The organism is Paenibacillus sp. NPDC056722 (genome assembly GCF_042790635.1).
In the GTDB taxonomy this organism is placed as follows: Bacteria; Bacillota; Bacilli; order Paenibacillales; family Paenibacillaceae; genus Paenibacillus_AQ; species Paenibacillus_AQ agri.
Genome location: NZ_JBHTYV010000012.1, coordinates 44,510 through 59,739, shown reverse-complemented (window position 1 = coordinate 59,739; position 15,230 = coordinate 44,510). Strand labels below are relative to the sequence as shown.

General features: G+C 51.0%; 15 protein-coding genes and 1 pseudogene. 13 read left to right on the top strand and 3 right to left on the bottom strand.

What is annotated here, in order from left to right; all coding sequences use genetic code 11:
- Positions 1-101 precede the first annotated feature (101 nt).
- The 4 genes from ACFRAM_RS22905 to ACFRAM_RS22890 all read left to right on the top strand — a co-directional run bounded on the left by ACFRAM_RS22905 (position 102) and on the right by ACFRAM_RS22890 (position 2,993).
- Positions 102-251, top strand: a complete 150-nt coding sequence (locus ACFRAM_RS22905; RefSeq protein ID WP_379468417.1) for a hypothetical protein — start codon at positions 102-104, stop codon at positions 249-251.
- A 75-nt stretch (positions 252-326) separates the two neighbouring features.
- A complete protein-coding gene (locus ACFRAM_RS22900; RefSeq protein ID WP_379468415.1) occupies positions 327-917 on the top strand; it encodes a DUF2785 domain-containing protein in 591 nt (196 codons plus the stop codon).
- Between the two features lie 64 nt (positions 918-981).
- Positions 982-1,737 (top strand): ABC transporter ATP-binding protein, encoded by a 756-nt coding sequence (locus ACFRAM_RS22895; RefSeq protein WP_379468413.1) that lies wholly within the window; start codon positions 982-984, stop codon positions 1,735-1,737.
- Positions 1,716-2,993, top strand: coding sequence for an ABC transporter permease (locus tag ACFRAM_RS22890; protein ID WP_379468411.1), 1,278 nt, complete (start codon positions 1,716-1,718; stop codon positions 2,991-2,993). Before ACFRAM_RS22895 ends, ACFRAM_RS22890 begins: the two co-directional genes overlap by 22 nt.
- 280 nt (positions 2,994-3,273) lie before the next feature.
- Here ACFRAM_RS22890 and ACFRAM_RS22885 read toward each other — a convergent pair whose 3' ends face one another.
- Positions 3,274-4,542 carry a BaiN/RdsA family NAD(P)/FAD-dependent oxidoreductase gene (locus ACFRAM_RS22885; protein ID WP_379468409.1) on the bottom strand — a complete coding sequence of 423 codons (1,269 nt, stop codon included), beginning with the start codon at positions 4,540-4,542 and terminating at the stop codon, positions 3,274-3,276.
- A 175-nt stretch (positions 4,543-4,717) separates the two neighbouring features.
- On the opposite strand from ACFRAM_RS22885, the gene ACFRAM_RS22880 reads away from it, so the two are divergent.
- From ACFRAM_RS22880 to nadE, 3 genes are all read left to right on the top strand, one after another.
- Complete coding sequence (locus ACFRAM_RS22880; RefSeq protein WP_379468407.1) at positions 4,718-6,475, top strand: two-component system sensor histidine kinase NtrB; 1,758 nt, start codon at positions 4,718-4,720, stop codon at positions 6,473-6,475.
- Positions 6,476-6,597: 122 nt separating this feature from the next.
- The gene (locus ACFRAM_RS22875) at positions 6,598-7,032 is read left to right on the top strand and encodes a BrxA/BrxB family bacilliredoxin (protein WP_066374486.1); all 435 of its coding nucleotides are present in this window, start codon (positions 6,598-6,600) and stop codon (positions 7,030-7,032) included.
- Positions 7,033-7,233: 201 nt separating this feature from the next.
- The gene (nadE, locus tag ACFRAM_RS22870) at positions 7,234-8,043 is read left to right on the top strand and encodes an ammonia-dependent NAD(+) synthetase (protein WP_175372156.1); all 810 of its coding nucleotides are present in this window, start codon (positions 7,234-7,236) and stop codon (positions 8,041-8,043) included.
- A 158-nt stretch (positions 8,044-8,201) separates the two neighbouring features.
- Here nadE and ACFRAM_RS22865 read toward each other — a convergent pair whose 3' ends face one another.
- Entirely contained in the window at positions 8,202-9,035 is an 834-nt protein-coding gene (locus tag ACFRAM_RS22865) for an alpha/beta fold hydrolase (protein ID WP_379468404.1), read from the bottom strand.
- Between the two features lie 249 nt (positions 9,036-9,284).
- Between ACFRAM_RS22865 and acpS the strand changes: the two genes are divergently transcribed.
- Both acpS and mutY read left to right on the top strand, forming a co-directional pair.
- A complete protein-coding gene (acpS, locus tag ACFRAM_RS22860; RefSeq protein WP_379468402.1) occupies positions 9,285-9,677 on the top strand; it encodes a holo-ACP synthase in 393 nt (130 codons plus the stop codon).
- Between the two features lie 37 nt (positions 9,678-9,714).
- Complete coding sequence (mutY, locus tag ACFRAM_RS22855; RefSeq protein ID WP_379468400.1) at positions 9,715-10,980, top strand: A/G-specific adenine glycosylase; 1,266 nt, start codon at positions 9,715-9,717, stop codon at positions 10,978-10,980.
- A gap of 307 nt (positions 10,981-11,287) precedes the next feature.
- On the opposite strand, the gene ACFRAM_RS22850 is transcribed toward mutY, so the two are convergent.
- Complete coding sequence (locus ACFRAM_RS22850) at positions 11,288-11,896, bottom strand: superoxide dismutase (RefSeq protein ID WP_175372152.1); 609 nt, start codon at positions 11,894-11,896, stop codon at positions 11,288-11,290.
- A 448-nt stretch (positions 11,897-12,344) separates the two neighbouring features.
- Between ACFRAM_RS22850 and ACFRAM_RS22845 the strand changes: the two genes are divergently transcribed.
- From ACFRAM_RS22845 to folE, 4 genes and pseudogenes are all read left to right on the top strand, one after another.
- Complete coding sequence (locus tag ACFRAM_RS22845) at positions 12,345-12,764, top strand: GNAT family N-acetyltransferase (RefSeq protein ID WP_066374477.1); 420 nt, start codon at positions 12,345-12,347, stop codon at positions 12,762-12,764.
- A 258-nt stretch (positions 12,765-13,022) separates the two neighbouring features.
- Positions 13,023-14,192, top strand: a pseudogene (gene queG, locus ACFRAM_RS22840) (tRNA epoxyqueuosine(34) reductase QueG); the annotation flags it as partial.
- A gap of 120 nt (positions 14,193-14,312) precedes the next feature.
- Positions 14,313-14,564 (top strand): YneF family protein, encoded by a 252-nt coding sequence (locus ACFRAM_RS22835; RefSeq protein WP_379468397.1) that lies wholly within the window; start codon positions 14,313-14,315, stop codon positions 14,562-14,564.
- 54 nt (positions 14,565-14,618) lie between these two features.
- Positions 14,619-15,212, top strand: a complete 594-nt coding sequence (gene folE / locus ACFRAM_RS22830) for a GTP cyclohydrolase I FolE (RefSeq protein WP_066374474.1) — start codon at positions 14,619-14,621, stop codon at positions 15,210-15,212.
- Positions 15,213-15,230: the final 18 nt, after the last annotated feature.

Below are 15,230 nucleotides of genomic sequence, written 5' to 3'. Positions count from 1 at the left end.
TCTGCGGGGGAAGGCTTTTTTACTTATTCATGAAACGTTAAATGGAAATTTCCGTAAGTCTAAGATGATGGGAATAAAAGTTAAGGAATGGCAGGGGAACTATGAACCTAAAACTAGAATTGAAAACAATAATGGAGAATTACCGGGTGTCAGAGCATTACAACTATATGCTAATTTCGGAACTGATGCTGGAGAACATAGGCTCGGCAGACAGTGAATTAAGGGATACGTTGATTTACTCTACCTTCTAACGATGGATATTGCAGAATACCTTTACGCCAGTTCAGCTTCGTACTCTGCTTTACAGTGCCTGGGATGAACAGCATATGTTTTACAAGATTGGTGAGACAGGAACAGATTCTGTGTTTACACGTTCTTTTTCTGTATTATTACTTCCTTTAATTTTGACGGCCAACCGGACCTCATCCTTCCTGACTACAACTGAAATCAAAACGATCCAAGAGAAGCTGGTCCAATTTCTAAATGATGAAAAAGATTACCGGGGTTATGTAGCAGGCAAGGGCTGGGCTCATGCGGTAGCTCATGCTGCTGATGCCATAGAAGAAATCTCTCAGCAAGTCTTATCTACCGATGATATGATTGCATTACTAGTTTCTATCCGAAATGTGGTATGTACCAAGGCTACAGTCTTCACGAATATGGAGGAGGAGCGTCTGACTTCTGCGGTTGTGACTCTTGTGGAACATCAAGAGCTGGAAGGGGCTGTGTTCGAGGAGTGGTTGACCGGTTTCCTGCAATGGGATAGAACGAAAGAACTGCAGGAAGAGTATAAGATCATCTTTAATGTTAAAAATTTTTTCGCCGCGCTTTATTTCCGTTTGGAAGGGTGTTCCTCTCCAATCTTTGCTGAAGCGGTCAGACGGGTCAGACAAGAGCTTATGAAGCCATATGTTTAAGAAATGAACTTTAGTTGCAGAGGGATTTAGGATTTCAATAACCTAAATGTAGGAGATGGGCAGGATGGAAGAGATCGGGGCTGCACAGGTAAGGGAAACGAAGGACATTACAGAGACAGACGACATTGTATTGGACGTTGACATCGTAAAGGCAGGTTATGAGGCAGGCGATCCCCGGATCTTCGATATTTCCTTTCAGGTCCGGCGTGGGCAGCTACTGGGTCTGATTGGGCCGAACGGGGCGGGTAAAAGTACAACTATCAAGACACTGCTCGGCCTGTTGAAGCATGCCAAGTCCAAGGTTGAGATCGGCGGAGCGAACAAATCGTATGCCTACGTGCCGGAGCAGCCGGTTTTCTATGAGGATCTGACACTGTGGGAGCATCTGGATTTGGCTGCTGCTGCCTACGGACTGGAATACGGGCAGTTTCAGGAGACGGCGGAAAGACTGCTAAAGCAGTTCGGCATGGAGCCTGTGCGCAATGACTTGCCGGCGGGATTCTCTAAGGGGATGAAGCAGAAAATGATGCTAATGCTCGGATTCCTGGTGCAGCCGGACATTTATATCGTGGACGAGCCGTTCATCGGGCTGGACCCAAGGGCTACGAAAGACTTTCTGCGGCTACTGGAAGCGGAGCGGGTACGCGGGGCGGGAGTATTAATGTCTACGCATGTCCTGGATACTGCGGAGAAAATCTGCGATGATTTCGTGCTGATCTCCGGCGGTAAAATAGCAGCAACCGGAACACTGGAGGATATCCGCGCTCAGGCCGGATTACCGGAGGCGTCGTTGTTTGATTGCTTCGACGAATTGGCATGAGTGGGCAAAGTCGTTCCGCCTACGCTTTCCCGACGGCACAGCGGATCTTCCGCAGAAGGCTGCTCTCGCATTGGCGGGAGCAATGGACGATTATTCGTACCGCTGCTGATTGGACGGTACTGCTCTATATCATTATTCCCGGCCTCTTACTTGGAGGGCGGATCTATTACGGGTATTGGGTCGAGCCTCTTCCCGCTTGGAGTACAGCAATGCCCTATCTATTCGTTCCTGCGCTACTGGCGATATTGATTAGCAAGGGAGGCTTGCTGCTGTTTCTGCAGGAGGGCGATCTGCTATTTCTTCGTCAGCGTCAGCGTTGGGTCAACGCCATAATGTGGCGCGGCCTGTTGTATAGTCTAGGTGTGACCACACTGAAGATAGGGGCAGTTTATCTGGGCATGCTGCCCTTTATCATACGCAGTTATCATGTGCCTGTATCAGCAGCTGTTGTACTACTGATCCTGACGGTAGTCACGAGTTGGTGCGTCAAGCTGCTGGGACATCTGGTCAGTGTACAGCGACAAGGGTGGCGGAAATGGCTGTGGCAGATTCCGGCTATTGTCATTCCCTGCGGATTCTACCTTCGGATGGCTATTCTGTGGTACGACAGTCCAGGTCTCCTGCTGACGGTTGCCGGAGTTTTTGCGGCTGCCACGACTACAGCCATCCAGCGGCGCTTCCTGTTGCGTGGCACGTTCATGAACGATGTGCGCGAGGATTACAAGCAGCGTATGAATATAGCGAGCTTGCTGCTGCGCGGTGTGGTGGATAAGCCGCGCCCGACCCGGCACAAGCCGTGGATCTTCCGCAGGTCTCAGCCGCTGCTGCGATCAAAGCAGGCTGAGAGCCGCTTCGCAGCCGCTGCGGTTAAAGCACTGGTACGGAATCCGGCGCATATGAAGCTGTACCTGTCGTTCGCCGGGGTAACAGGAGTGGCCATATTTATCGTCCCCTCTATTCTGAAGTGGCTGGTATTTATCGTGCTGAATTCGCTGATGGCCTATTGGCTGCATTCCTTCTGGTCTTTATTTTCGGGTGATGATTTTGTAGGGATATTACCCTTTACCAAGGAGCAGAAGAATGGAGCCGGTGCAAAGGCAGTTCCTATTCTGCTCATTCCATTTTCCGTATTCTGTGCGGGTGTGATCTGCTTGCAGCTCTATGCGTGGTGGGGGCTGCTGCTATTCATCCCTGTTGGCTGCCTGGGCGGTATCATGATTGCAAGAATATTCAGCACCTTTCGACTCAGTTCGTGAGAAGGAATGGACGCTAGAACATAACTGAGATGCTAAAGCATTAGTAAGAGCAGAAGCATTAGCAAAAAGCAGAAACAGAGTGAAAGTAGAGCAACTGCAAATCAAAAAGCTCGTAAAATAAAACCAGCGTAACGGATATTGCTCCGTTACGCTGGTTTTGTGGTAGCAGCCCTATAATTTAGGTTCTACAGTTTAAGCTTGATAGTTTAGGCTCTCTAGTCCATGTCCTTATTATCACCATAGAGGTGCTGCTTGTAGCTCTACTTGTGGTCGGCCAGCTTTAGTTATTGCGGGCCTCAGCGGCATGCTTCCCGGCTGTATAGCCCGTTGAGAACGCAGCAGTAATATTATAGCCGCCTGTATAACCGTGGATATCCAGTACTTCGCCGCAGAAGAACAAGCCCGGCATTACCCGGGATTCCATCGTTTTGGGTTCAATCTCCTTCAGATTGACGCCGCCTCCGGTCACGAAGGCTTCCTCTATGGAACGGGTGCCATGTACCAAGATTGGCATCCTTTTCAGGAGGGAGGCCAATGACAGCAGGCCATTCTTAGGCAGGCTGTGGCCGGTAATATCCCCATCCAGTCCCGCTTTGGACAGCAGCAGCGGAATCATGCGCTCAGGCAGTAATCCCTTAAGGGAATTGCGGATCGCTTTTTTCGGCTCTTGTTCCAGCTTGTCCTGAATCTGAGATTCCAGTTCCTGCGGGTGAAGATCCGGGAACAGATCGATGGACAATTCCACCGCATCCACCCCGAATTTGTTCTTCACCTGGCGCAGAAACTGGCTGCAGCGCAGGGCAATGGGTCCGGACAGACCAAAATGGGTGAAGATCATATCCCCGCGATGGGCGATAACCTTCTTCCCTTTGGGATTCCAGACCGTCAGGTTTACATCACGCAGGGACAAGCCCTGTAGGTCACCGGATTTGATCCATTCCTCCCGTGAGAGGATCGGCACCTCTGTCGGGAACAGCTCCGTAATGGTGTGTCCGGCTGCTATAGCCCAGGGATATCCGTCCCCGGTGGAACCTGTCTGGGGTACGGACTTACCGCCGGTAGCGACGATCACAGCTGAAGAATGATGTACTGCGCCGGACATCAGTCGGACGCCTTTAACCGTCCCGTTCTCATATAGCACCTCACGAACCGGGCTGTCGGTCAGGATCTGTACACCGAGGCTCTTGACCTTGCTGATTAGTGCCGAGACAACGCTTGAAGCTTTATCGGAAACGGGGAACATTCGCCCGTTGTCTTCTTCTTTTAAAGGGATGCCAAGGCCTTCAAAGAAAGCGATGATATCCCGGTTGTTAAAATGGTCGAAGGCGCTGTACAGAAAACGTCCGTTACCCGGAATATGGGCGATCAGATCAGCGTTCTCCTTAATATTGGTCACGTTGCAGCGTCCACCGCCTGAAATACCAAGCTTTCGGCCCAGTTTGGAGCCTTTATCAACCAGCAGGACGGATGCTCCGTGCTCGGCTGCAGCCACGCTGGCCATCAGCCCGGAAGAGCCGCCACCAATCACTATTACATCGTAGTTAAGCATGAATTTACTCCTTTACATGTCAAAGCAGAGGTTGTGTCTACCGTTCTTCTATCGGCATCATACCATTTTCGACTCTGATGTCACAGTCCTGACATCATTTGTCGATTTACAATTGTCAGAAAAGCGCGGGTATGCTTTAATCTAAGGGTGAAGGATTATTTGTCCAACTTGGGGAGTGATTTCAATTACTGGTGCGGTTAAGGATATTTTATTGCAAATATCGGCTGCGAGCTCCTTTTTGTTTCTCTTTCAATGGTGGCTGGATCAGAACCATTGCAAACGCAGGAACAGCAAATTGGATAACCAGTCCTTTTTGATGATAGCATGTGCGCTGAGTGTTACGCTATGCTCGTTAATGTCCACGTCCTTATTCGGAATTACCTATCTCAATCTAGGAATTTTACCAGCCTTTATTGGCATATTATACGGCAGCTTCCGTTCAGGATTTTGTCTGTCCCTCTTATTTCTCTTCTGCAACATTCTCTTCTCCAAGACGGAAGGTCTGAGTACGCTATTGCTGAATTCGTCTGTATTGCTCTACCCGTTGCTGTTTGGTATGTCCAACCGTTTTAAGAAGGGGACGGCCGTAGAGAAAATCGGCCTGCTCTGGATGGTGCTGCTCCCAAGCATGCTATTCGTGGCACTAGTACCGATTTTGGGCGGACAAGACAAATATGAGCGGCACTTTGGCAATTCAGGAGATGCTATGGAAGCGCTTATTCTTACCCTATATGTGTTTATTGCCATCGTTCTGGGGGCGGTATTCATTTATTTTGTAGAAGTGACTTGGGGGAGGGTTCATCTCAAAGAACGAATGAAGGATTTCACCGAAAAGTTTCAGTGGGAGTCGGAGAAGCTTCAGCAGATTACCGACATCATGCCGCTCAGCATTATGTCGCTGGATGAGAATGGAGCGATCACGGGGATCAACGATTATATGCTGGAACTGATCCGCAGCCATTATCCTAATGTCACTAAAGTCGATATTATGTCGCAACCTGTCTGTCGTTTGTTCAGGGAGGATGTAGACGAAGAGATTTTCACACGCATGCGTGCCAGCATCAGGACCAAAGAGCGTTCCAGTGAGAAAGTCATTCATAAAGCAAAGGTGTATCACATATTCATAGCCCCACTCCCTCCCCGGATGCCGGGACTGTCCGGCGGATCCCTGCTGATCGTCCAGGATTTGACCGAGGAAGAGAAAATGCGGAGTGAACTGGACAATGTAGAACGGCTTACCCTGGTAGGTCAAATGGCAGCGGGCATCACCCATGAAATCCGCAATCCCATGGCAGTGGTGCGTGGTTTTCTCCAGCTTATGAGGGAGAAGAGCGGACCAGATCTAGAATCCTATTATCATATCGTGATGGAGGAGTTGGACCGTGCTAACAGTATCATCAATGACTTTCTGTCGCTTGCCCAGAGTCGTATTTCGCACAAGGAGAATGTCCTCTTGCATGAAATTATTGATGATCTCAGTCCCTTGCTATGGGCAGATGCCAATCTGCGTGGGCAAAGCGTTGAAGTGAAGCTGAGTTCCTCACTGCCTTCGCTGGATCTGAATGTCCGGGAGATCAAGCAATTGATCCTCAACCTTGGCCGTAACGGGATGGAGGCCATGGGTCCCAAGGGGGTATTGACACTGGAAACGCGAACCGTGAAGGATCATGTGGAACTGATCATACGAGATACAGGGAGTGGGATTTCGGAAAGCCAGCGGGAGCAGCTGTTTGTTCCGTTTTTTACGACAAAAAGTCAGGGGACAGGTCTTGGGCTGTCGCTGTGCCTTAGCATTGTCGAGCGGCATAACGGCACGATTGCCGTCGATTCGGAGGAAGGCAAGGGAACAGTGTTTACGATATCCTTTCCTGCTGTGCACGCAGAGATGTCGGAGTATGTGATTGCAGAGACCAAGGAAGTATCTGCAAGATGAAGAGTGCCGAAGGGCCTTGTTCATCCCTTGCTTTCACAGAGTATGGATGTATAATAAAGTTAGTAAGTGCTGTTGTGATATTGTCTGACAAGCAGCTAAAGTGCAAAGGAGAGTGCTGAGAAATGTCCATGTCTTTTAGCCAATATATGAGAGATTCAATCCAGCCTATGCGTGACGATCTGACAGGCATCGGATTCGAGGAGCTGTTGACCCCAGAAGCGGTAGAAGCTGCGCTTCCAAATGCCAAGGGTACAGCGCTTGTAGTTGTTAATTCCGTATGCGGATGCGCTGCTGGCCAATGCCGTCCGGGCGTAGCCCAAGCGTTGCAAAATGAGATTGTGCCGGATCACCTGTTCACAGTATTCGCCGGTCAGGAGAAGGAAGCTACAGCCAAAGCGCGTGAGTATTTCGCTCCATATGCGCCGTCTTCGCCTTCCATCGCACTGATGAAGGATGGAGAACTGGTTCACTTCATCGAGCGTCACTCTGTTGAAGACCGTTCCGCAGCTGAAATTGCTGCTGAATTGAAGGAAGTATTCAACCGTCTCTGCCAATAAAATCATAGCTATTCCATATAATCTCGCTGCGCCGGATATTCCGGCTGCATGCGGGATTTTTCAAAATAGAAATACATACTTTCGGGCTTGATGTTCCCTCCATGTTTGGGACAGAATAGGTTTGGAAGTGTTCAGATCCCATTATTATGGTGATATGATGATGATGGAATCATTTCAGACTGATGAAACGGGGTGTAGTTTGTGAGTTTGCAGGAAGAGATTATCGCCGACCTCGGTGTCAAACCAACAATTGATGCAGAGGCAGAGGTTCAGAAGCGAGTCGATTTTCTAAAAAAATACGTACTTCAAGCAGGCGCCAAAGGGCTGCTAATCGCCATTAGTGGCGGAGTAGACAGCGCGGTGGCCGCGGGTCTGTGCAAACGGGCAACGGACGAGCTGTCGGAGCAGGAAGGCAAAGAGTATGTGACTCTTGGTGTATTCCAGCCTTACGGGGAACAGGAAGATATTGACCACAGTTATGCTGTAGCCAAGGCTTTTGACTTGAAGCATACAGTAGAGACTAATATCGAGGAAGCCGTGAACGAAATCGCTCTTGAAGTGGAGCATGGCATGAAGGCACTTGGTGATCACCGTCATATGACCCATCAGGGTAAGGGGAACGTGAAGGCCAGAACACGGATGGTGATGCAATACGCACTTTCTTTTGAGAAGAATCTGCTTGTAGTTGGCACGGATCATGCTTCCGAGGCGATTACCGGGTTCTATACCAAATGGGGTGACGGGGCTGTCGATATTACACCTCTCTCTACCCTGAACAAACGTCAGGTGCGGCAAGTGGCCAGCTATATCGGTGTGCCAGAAGAAGTAGTCACTAAAGCGCCTACGGCCGGACTTTGGCCTGGACAGACGGACGAGACGGAGCTTGGCATTAGCTATGATGATAACAGCGATTATCTGGAAGGCAAGCAGGTTCGTCCTGAAGTCGCAGAGAAGCTGGAGAGCTACTACCGTAGAACAGCGCACAAGCGTAATGTCATTCCGGGTATTTAATAAAGCAAAAGCATACCTGATCTCGGGAACCGCCGCGGGCATCTCTGTGAAACAGTGCAGAGTCCGCGGCGGTTCTTGGCGTTTTGTGGTTGGAGCTGGGAGCGTACAGCATAAAGGGGCAACTGCGATCCATCCGGCAGAGCAAGGGGAAGCGATAGTTATTTTCCAGGCAGGTTAGCAAGTGTACGGTCGATAAAAGCTTCAGAGACCGCAATAGCCTGCTCCAGTTGTGGGGTGGTTCCTGCAAAAGGATGTACGGTTCCAAAGGTATGATTTCCTTCCGGAATTTGTACCCAGTCGATATCCGGACGGATCTCGGTCAACTCTGCTGAACCGCGCCGCAAATGCTCGCCATCACGTGTGCCCTGAATCAAGACAGTGGGAAAAGTAGCTTCCTTCATCCGCTTCAGGATATGATACCGCTCTTCGTGCTGCTTGAGATCTTCCAGAAGCACTGCATCCAGTGGCATTTGCTGGCCTGTGCGGCCATTAAGGATATAAGCCCGGCCTTGCTGTAGCATATCTCGTTTCTGATCCGGCGAGTACAAATGCTCAGGATGGGTCACACCATTCCAGGAGATGACACCTGTGATTCCTTCCGGATGATCCAACGCGTATAACAGTGCGTCTGCCCCGCCCCGGCTATGTCCCAGGAGAAAGACGGGAAGGCTGCCCAAATCAGGGTGCTGGTTCAGATAAGAGAGTAGAATCTCCATGTCTTTGAGCTCGCGGCTGAAGGTGTTGCGCGCAAATTTATCGAGCTCGGTAAAATTGTGCAAATCTTCTCCAATCCCTGAATGTGAGAAGTTGAAGGTGACGACTTCATGCTCGCGGCTGAGTGCATTGGCGAGATAGGGGAACATTCCCCAATCCTTGAACCCTTTGTAACCGTGAATAATGATAACGAGGCTCTTCGGTGTGTCGTGGGCAGGAAAGCGAGAGCAACGGAGCAGGGCATCATTTCCGGCTGGAATTTCGAAGCTGCGATTCATAGGGCGGTCCCTCTTTTCTATACAGAGTGGCGTTTATCGTAAGGCGGTTATAGTCAATGGACAGGTGCAGAATAGACTTCCGCCCGATTTTCTTTTAAGATACAGAAGGGTTTAGTATAGGCAGTAAAATTAGGTTCACTTCTATTATATCGGTATATGTTCAACAAAGGTTCTACAAGAAGTTCTTACCATTAATAATACCATTAAATGAAGCAATCGGGGATACACGTCTACAAGGAGCGTGAAATATTGATATACGGTATCGGACATGATCTTCTGGAGATTGAGCGAATCACGGCAATGATGCAAAAGGGTATAGGTGCGAAGTTGTTACAGCGGATCTTGACGGAGAAGGAGCGGCTTCTGGCGAAGGGGCGGGGCGGCAAGGCTGGGGAATTTGCAGCCGGTCGCTTCGCAGCCAAGGAAGCTGTCGTTAAGGCTCTGGGTTGCGGAATCGGCAGTCAGGTGGGTTTTCAGGATATCGAGATCCTGCCGGACGGGCTGGGCAAGCCGGTGGTTACACTATCTGCGGAGGCCTGGGCAAGACTAGCCTTGCCGGAAGGCACGGGCTACACTATACATCTGACGATCACCCATACCCGTGAATTAGCCTCGGCTTTTGCGGTAGTGGAGTCTCCATAAGAGGACTATGAATACACAAGAATAAGGGGAATAGAAGATGATACAGCAAGAGCAACAACAGCAGGAGGCTAAGGTGTTTTTCAGCCGCCATTTGCTGGAGTGGTATCAGAGGGAAAAACGGGATCTGCCGTGGCGTCGTCACCGCAATCCGTATTATATCTGGATTTCTGAGATCATGCTGCAGCAGACGCGGGTCGATACGGTGATTCCTTATTTCCACCGTTTTATTGAACGGTTTCCGACGGTGGAATCGCTAGCCGATGCGCCCGAAGAAGATGTGCTGAAATGCTGGGAAGGGCTCGGTTATTATTCCCGTGCCCGCAATATCCAGCATGCGGCCAAGCAGGTGAAAGAGCTTTATGGTGGACAGGTGCCAGACGACCGCGATGCGGTGTTCGGACTGAAGGGTGTGGGCCCTTATACAGCAGGGGCTATTCTCAGTATTGCCTTTAACCGGCCGGAGCCGGCTGTCGACGGCAATGTTATGCGTGTATTGTCCCGTTATTTCCTGATTCGGGATGATATTGCCAAAGGACCCACTCGGGTGAAAATGGAGGGACTGGTCAGAGAGCTGATTCCGGAAGGAGAAGCCTCTAGCTTCAACCAGGCGCTCATGGAGCTGGGCGCACTGGTCTGCACCCCGAAATCCCCGCGCTGCCTTACCTGCCCGGTGATGGAACATTGCGCCGGGCGTCTCGCGGGCTGCGAGACCGAGCTGCCCGTGAAGACCAAGGCCAAGCCGCCGCGCCCGGAAGAGCGGCTGGCGGCTCTGGTGGAGGGCCGCGGTGCCCACGCGGGCCGGGTGCTCATCCGGCAGCGGCCATCCAGCGGGCTTCTCGCCCGCATGTGGGAGCTGCCGCACTGGCCTGCGCCGCCTGCGGAGGGCGGCGCACCCCGCACGCCGCTGCCGGAGGCCGCGGCGCAGGACCGGCTGCGCCGGTCCCTGCAGTCGGCCGGGATCTCTGCCCGGCCGGAAGGGCACTGGATGGCTGCGGAACATGTGTTCAGCCATATCGTCTGGACCCTGCAGGTGTACCGCTGCAGGGAGGAAGAGGCCCTGCCGCTCGCCGCAGAGGGCAGGGCGGTGTACGGCGCCGCAGCTGCAGCAGCCGCTGCGGGTGGTGCGCTGCTGCCGGAGGGCAGCGCACCTGTGGAGCCGTTTGACGACGGCGGCGATCCCGCCGACCGGGGGGCAGTCCGCTGGATCAACCGTGCGGACATGGCCAATTATGCTTTTCCGAATGTGTTCCTGAAGCTGCTGAACAGCTATTTTGATGAGCAGGAGCAGGCTGGGCAAGAGTAGTATTAGGCAGGACATAAAGATGCTCGACTTTGCTTGACCGAGTAGGGTCGAGCAGTTTAGTCCTTCAGTTGCGGACAGCCCGCTCCGTCCCAACTTGGCCGTCTATTTACTCAACACTCAAGGCAACAGACCTGCCATTCGCAGCCTGTTGCCATGAACGTGTTCGCGGATAGCAGAGTACTAATTACCGAATATCAACACAAAGAAGGTATCTCCCTGGCCCTGAAGCCGTAGGAGATACCTTCTTTGTTGTTTTTATAGTAGAAAGCGGATGCTGCCGTTCAAAAGGCAGCGAAGTCAAAGCGTCTTACTTAGCGCTTTCGTAGCGTTTGCCGACTTCTTCCCAGTTTACTACGTTCCAGAACGCTTTGATGTAATCTGGGCGTTTGTTTTGGTAGTTCAGGTAGTAAGCATGCTCCCATACATCCAGACCAAGGATTGGAGTTGCACCTTCGCTGATCGGGTTGTCTTGGTTAGGCGTACTTGTAACTGCCAGCTTGCCGTCTTTTACAACAAGCCAAGCCCAGCCGCTGCCGAAGCGGGTAGTTGCTGCTGCTGCGAAATCTTCTTTGAACTTGTCGAAACCGCCAAGCTCGCTGTCGATTGCGGAAGCTAGTGCGCCAGTTGGTGCGCCGCCGCCGTTTGGTCCGATAACTTCCCAGAACAAAGTATGGTTAGCATGTCCGCCGCCATTGTTGCGAACAGCAGTACGGATGCCTTCAGGAATAGCGTTCAGGTCGGTCAGAAGCTCTTCGATGCTTTTGCCTTCCAGTTCAGGTGCCTTTTCCAGTGCGGCGTTCAGGTTCGTCACATAAGTGTTATGGTGCCGGTCGTGGTGAATCTCCATCGTCAAAGCGTCGATGTGTGGTTCGAGTGCGTTGTTCGCGTAAGGAAGTGCCGGTAATTGAAATGCCATGGAAAAATCCCTCCTGATATTAGTTGTTTTTTTATAGGTTATCCCAATATAACCTATGGGGATATGTACCCGTCTAACTACTATCATTAAACAGCATCTGGAACAATAATGCAATACTAAATAAACAAAAATGTTTACAAAGTATCCGCGTTTGAACATCCCATTTTTCAATTGTAAACGCTGTGTCAAAGGAATAGGATTCCGCAGTGATGCGCTCTTTATTCATGATTTATTTCCTTAATAAAGAAGTAATGTAAACTAATACTTTGTAAACGCTTCAAATCAAGCGCTTTCAAAAGAAAAGTGATGATATAGCGAGAAATATGTGCTTTAATAGATTTAAAAGCAGGTATTCCTCGGTTTTTGTTGCTTTTTTCGTCTCCACACTGTTATGGGAACTCCTTCTTTTTGTAAAATCATAAGCCATAGAAAAGGGAGATTTTAAAGAATGCACGTTCGTTCCTTTCAATTAAGCGACGTAAGCCCAGTAACTGAACTGCTGCAGACCGCGCTATCGGATGAGTGTTTTGAGAACACCATTGAGCCTTTCTCCAGACAGCTTTCATGGGATTCCGATCTCATTGTAGTTGCTGAAGACGAAGGAGAGATTGTGGGCGCTCTTATTGGCACGATCGAGAAGAATCACGGCTGTTATTTCCGTATAGCTGTACATCCCGATTATCGCCGTAGAGGAGTCGGCAGAAGTTTGGTAACGGCTATGGAGCACCGGTTTCAGGCACGCAAAGTCAGCGGTATTTTTGTAGCTGTAGACGAGCATAATTCGTTTGCGTTGCCATTGTATGAAGCTATGGGCTATGGTGAGAATCAAATCTTCAAATCCGTACGGAAGCTGAGTATTGTCGGTTAATCGGCTTGATTTCGGCTACTACGTAAGCGGAAACATTTTCCTAGAATAGAGAACGATAGTTGTTTCATTATACTGAAGCATATCTTCGAGGGTCCTTTGCAAAGGACTGGGAGATATGCTTTTCTATTGTTATAATGGTCTGAAGGCGCGAATGATTACGAATGTTGCCGGACCCTGGTACCAAGGACTTTGTCGATAATTGGGGACAGCAGCTCCCTTTTTAAAAATAGATCAAAGGAGGATGCGGATATGCACAAAATGCCGGAAACCTCATATGCCCCACCGCCCTCCAAGTGGGAAGAGCTTAAGGCAGAGATCAAGGAGGCCGCGTCATCACTTGGAATTGACGATGTGGGGTTCACCACCGCAGAGCCTTTTCTCTACTTGAAAAATATACTTCAGCAGCACCGGGAGAAGGGTTTCGAGTCCGGGTTCGAAGAGCCTGATCTCGATAAAAGAACGATTCCGGCCCTGCAATCCGGCGATAAGCCGGAATCGATTATTTCCATTTCAGTTGCGTATCCTTCTAAAATGGAGAATCCGCCAAAGTCGGAGCCAGGTGCCCGCCGGGGCATTCTGGCCCGCGCCTCTTGGGGACAAGATTACCACCATGTGCTGCGAGAAGCGCTGGCGAATCTCGAAGAGTTCATCCGCGAGCGGGTACCGGATGCTGTGATGGACAGCATGGTCGATACCGGTGTGCTGGTGGATCGCGCGGTGGCGGAGCGCGCCGGAATCGGCTTCAGCGGGAAAAACTGCTCGATTATCTCGCCGAAGTGGGGATCGTGGATTTTTCTTGGAGAGATGGTCACGAATATTCCATTCCCTCCAGATGAACCGGTACAGGAAGGGTGCGGGGAATGCACAAAATGTATTGATGCTTGTCCTACTGGAGCGCTTGTTGGCCCTGGTCAGCTCAACGCACAGGCCTGCATTTCTTTTCTGACACAAACCAAGGGCTTCCTGAGCGATGACTACATGACCAAGATTGGAAACCGGCTGTACGGCTGTGATACGTGCCAGATCGTCTGTCCGAAAAACCGCGGCAAGAACTGGAACCACCGTCCGCAGCTCCAGCCCGATCCTGAGGTCGTTAAACCGCTGCTCATGCCGATTCTGGATCTCAGCAACAGAGAGTTCAAGGAGAAATTCGGCAGTAGCTCAGCGGCGTGGCGGGGCAAGAAGCCGATGCAGCGCAACGCGATCATCGCGCTCGGGAACTTCAAGGAGACCGCAGCTGTTCCTAAGCTGTGTGAGATTCTGCTGCGGGAGCCGCGGCCGGAGATGCGCGGAACCGCCGCCTGGGCGCTGTCGCGCATTGGCGGGGAAGAGGCGCTGGCGGCTGTGAATCAGGCGCTGGAGACTGAGCAGCATGAGACGGTGCTTGAGATGCTGGGCCGGGCCCGGGAGAAGTTGCAGAGCGGGCAGGAGCAGCGCGAATAATGAGACGGAAATATGAATTTTTCCAATTGCTGTCCACTTGTTGAAATGCTATGATATACTCGCGTGCCTAGTGGCGTAGACAAAAGCAATAGAGGTGGACTTGGGATGAGTGTTGCATTACCAATTATTACGTTAGTCGTAGGTCTGATCGGTGGATTCTTCATCGGTGTATACTATCTGCGCAGACAAATGACAACGATGCAGAATGATCCGGAAATGTTGCAAAAGGTAGCCAAACAAATGGGGTACAATCTGAACAGCAAGCAAATGCAGCGGGCTCAGCAGATGATGAAGGGCAATAACCCGCAGGCGGGACGTCCTGCTCCTGGCAGAGGCGGAAATCGCAAGGGCAGATAACCGTAGTCCGGTATAGATAGATTTTCGCGCGGGTGCGGAAGGGAGAGGTTGTGCATGGGGGGCATCAAGGACTACGTAAACAGCAATGTATCGAAACACCGTGAGCAAATAGAGTATCACGTTGAAAAAATATTGGAATTAATCGGGGAAGATACGGCCCGTGAGGGTTTGCTGGAAACCCCGGCGCGTGTTACACGGATGTATGAGGAGATCTTCGGCGGATACTCAGTGGATCCCCGTGAGGCGCTCGGCGTTAGCTTTGACGAGTCACATGAAGAGCTCGTCATCGTCAAAGATATCGTCTACTACAGCCAGTGTGAGCATCACATGGCCCCTTTCTTCGGTAAAGTGCATATCGGATATGTGCCGAGCGGGAGAATAGCAGGACTTAGCAAGCTGGCCCGGCTCGTTGAAGCCGTCAGCCGCCGCTTGCAGGTGCAGGAACGCATTACAGCACAGATCGCGGACATTATGACCGAGGTGCTAAATCCCCACGGCGTGATGGTCGTGGTGGAGGGTGAACACTTGTGCATGTGTGCCCGCGGCGTGAAGAAGCCGGGAAGCAAGACGGTAACGATGGCAACACGGGGAACCTTCCGTGAGGATGCCGCAGCCCGTGCTGAGTTTCTGGCTTTGATCAAGGAATAATACAGCAAAAAAGGACCT